The organism is Acidithiobacillus sp. HP-11, from assembly GCF_015100075.1.
In the GTDB taxonomy this organism is placed as follows: domain Bacteria; phylum Pseudomonadota; class Gammaproteobacteria; order Acidithiobacillales; family Acidithiobacillaceae; genus Acidithiobacillus; species Acidithiobacillus thiooxidans.
Window position 1 is genome coordinate 1 of sequence record NZ_JACKYY010000098.1, and the last position, 2,876, is coordinate 2,876.

The window sequence follows — 2,876 nt, forward strand, 5'->3', positions numbered from 1 at the left end:
CCCCTCAATGGCCTGGATGAGTTCNNSATTGAGGGGTACATCGACCACCACAACACCCATCCCAAACCCTTCATCTGGACCAAAACCGCCCGCGACATCCTGCAAAAGGTCATTCGCGCCAACAGCCACTTAAGCAGCAAACAGAATGCAACACTACACTAGTCTGGTTAGTGATCAGATACTTCTGATCTATCCCTAAGGTTTCCATAGGTGCGAACGATACTAAAAAATCGGCGTTCTGGCCCTTGCGAGCCTCTGACTTCGGTGGTTTTATAAGGCACACCTCTTTAAGGGGCTTAACGTCCCACCCATCCCTCACAGCAGCCCCCGAATAGCCGCCAGCAACTCAGCACTCTCTGCATCCAGTGCGGCAATCTCATCCAGAATCTCTTCCGGGCTGCGCAGCACCTTCTCATCACCGCCATTGGGATTCTTGGCCGACAGGTCATAGGTGCGAGTGTCAATGCCGGACACGTCCACCGTCCATGACTGCGGCGAGTCGGCCTTGGTCTTCTGAAGTGCGACAAACTCCGCCAGATCGTTGTCATTGAGGGGGTTCGTCTTCCCCATGTTCCGCCCGGGGTTGAGCTGGTAGTACCAGACCTTGCGGGTCGGCGCGCCCTTGTCAAAGAACAGCACCACGGTTTTTACTCCCGCCCCCTGAAAAGTCCCACCCGGCAGATCCAGTACCGTATGCAGGTTGCAATCTTCCAGTAGCAGTTTGCGCAAACTGACCGAGGCATTGTCCGTATTGCTCAGGAAGGTGTTTTTAATGACTACACCGGCCCGGCCGCCAGCCTTCAGCATGCGGATAAAGTGCTGCAGGAATAAAAAGGCCGTCTCGCCGGTCTTGATGGGGAAGTTCTGCTGAACCTCCTTGCGTTCCTTGCCGTCAAAGGGTGGATTCGCCAGCACCACATCTACCCGGTCTTTTGGCTGGATATCCATGAGATTTTCGGTCAGGGTGTTGGTATGGACGATGTTCGGCGCATCGATGCCATGCAGGATCATGTTCATGATAGCGATGACATAGGCCAGACTCTTTTTCTCTTTGCCGTAGAAGGTACGCTCCTGCAGCGTCTGCATGTCGCCGGTGGTCAGTCCCGGCTGGGCCTTGAGATAGTCGAAGGCTTCGCAGAGAAAGCCCGCAGAGCCCACGGCGCCGTCGTAAATCTTCTCGCCGGCCTTGGGCGCCACCACCTGCACAATCGCCCGAATCAGAGGGCGGGGTGTGTAATATTCGCCGCCGTTACGACCGGCATTCCCCATGTTCTTGATCTTGGCTTAATACAGGTGGGAGAGCTCATGCTTCTCCGTCTGAGACCGGAAGCGCAGACCATCAATGATCTCCACGATCTCCCGCAGGTTGTAGCCACTTTGAATCTTATTTTTGATTTCACTGAAGATTTCACCGATTTTATACTCGATGGTGTTGGAACCAGTAGCACGACGCTTGAAGCCTGACAGATATGGAAACAGTCGGATATTCACAAAATCCCGGAGGTCGTCCCCGGACATGGCCTTGTGGTGGTCCATCCTGCCATCTGCCGTTTTGGGCGCCGCCCAATGTTCCCAGCGGAAGGCATCCTCCAGAATGAAGGTGTAGGGACGGCCTTCCAACTCCGCCTCCATGGCCCGGTCCTGCTCCAGGGCGTCCAGGTACTTTAAAAACAGCAGCCAGGAGGTCTGTTCGGTGTAATCAAGTTCGCTGGAGGAGCCTGCATCTTTGTGGAGGATGTCATCGATATTCTTGAAAGCCTGCTCGAACATGCGCGTCTCTTGCGGTCAGTGGTTGTTATATATGTGACTTGAATATAAGGCATTGGAGGCACGGCGGGAAGGCGCTTGGCGGAATGTTCCCAACAATACCATTGCGCAAATTGTACAGCCCCCAATCACGTAACTTTCGATCTCGCTCATACCTTAAAACCCTCCGGCCCGATGCCAAAAGGCACACATTTGGGTTATACTGTGCGTCATGAAGCCGATCAACTGGAATCCTGAGAAAAACCAGCAGCTTATTTCAGAGCGTGGGATTTCGTTTGAGGACGTCGTTTTCTATTTACAGCAAGGCGCATTGCTGGACGATATTGAGCATCCAAACAGAGACAAATATCCGAGTCAACGTATATTTGTGATCGACATAGATGGTTATGTGCGTCTTGTACCCTATGTTGAAAACCGAAAAGAGATTTTCTTGAAAACAGTAATTCCGAGCAGAAAGGCGACCCAACAGTATCTTGGAGAGAAATCATGACTGAGCCTAAACTAAGCAAAGAAGAAAAAGAAATTCTTGAAGAATTTGAAGCGGGTGAGTTCAAATCTGTACTCACGCCCGGGCGTATAAAAATGCTGCAAGCGGCTGCCGAGGAAACCTTCAAAAAGGATAAGCGGATTAATATCCGGATTTCCAGCCATGATTTAGAGTCACTTCAAAGGCGAGCCCTTGAAGAAGGGATTCCATATCAAACATTGGTTTCCAGCGTCCTGCATAAATATGTGTCTGGCGGGCTTCAGGATTTAATGGCTAACAAAGCATCCCAGCGGACGCAAAAATCACGCCGCTGAATTTTCCCGTTGGGCAAACACATGATGAACCAACACCGGCTAGCAATGCGTCAATGCACTTCTGCAAGAAAAAATTCCGGCCGTAAGGTCGCCTTAAAATTCAGCAGGGCGTGCTATATTTGACAATCTGAAGTTTCACCGATTTTCATGAGGAATAAGTCGCCGCATGCTACGCCACCATACGCATGAGCATCTGAGTGAATGATTTATGAGGGGGTTGGCAGAGATGGGGCCAAAGTCCCAGAAAATGGCTGGAGAGAGCTTCATCTGTAATCAGTTTGCGGACATCGGAGAAGGCAAAACTGGTC

4 protein-coding genes are annotated in these 2,876 nt (G+C 51.4%); 2 read left to right on the plus strand and 2 right to left on the minus strand.

The window, feature by feature from the left end; all coding sequences use genetic code 11:
* Positions 1-315: 315 nt before the first annotated feature.
* Entirely contained in the window at positions 316-1,269 is a 954-nt protein-coding gene (locus H7F08_RS15120) for a class I SAM-dependent DNA methyltransferase (RefSeq protein WP_226831173.1), read from the minus strand.
* A 15-nt stretch (positions 1,270-1,284) separates the two neighbouring features.
* Complete coding sequence (locus H7F08_RS15620) at positions 1,285-1,770, minus strand: type I restriction-modification system subunit M N-terminal domain-containing protein (protein WP_226831171.1); 486 nt, start codon at positions 1,768-1,770, stop codon at positions 1,285-1,287.
* A gap of 208 nt (positions 1,771-1,978) precedes the next feature.
* On the opposite strand from H7F08_RS15620, the gene H7F08_RS15125 reads away from it, so the two are divergent.
* The gene (locus tag H7F08_RS15125) at positions 1,979-2,257 is read left to right on the plus strand and encodes a BrnT family toxin (RefSeq protein WP_031572510.1); all 279 of its coding nucleotides are present in this window, start codon (positions 1,979-1,981) and stop codon (positions 2,255-2,257) included.
* Complete coding sequence (locus H7F08_RS15130) at positions 2,254-2,568, plus strand: CopG family antitoxin (protein WP_010641612.1); 315 nt, start codon at positions 2,254-2,256, stop codon at positions 2,566-2,568. The genes H7F08_RS15125 and H7F08_RS15130 overlap by 4 nt, the downstream gene beginning before the upstream one ends.
* The last annotated feature ends 308 nt before the right edge of the window (positions 2,569-2,876 follow it).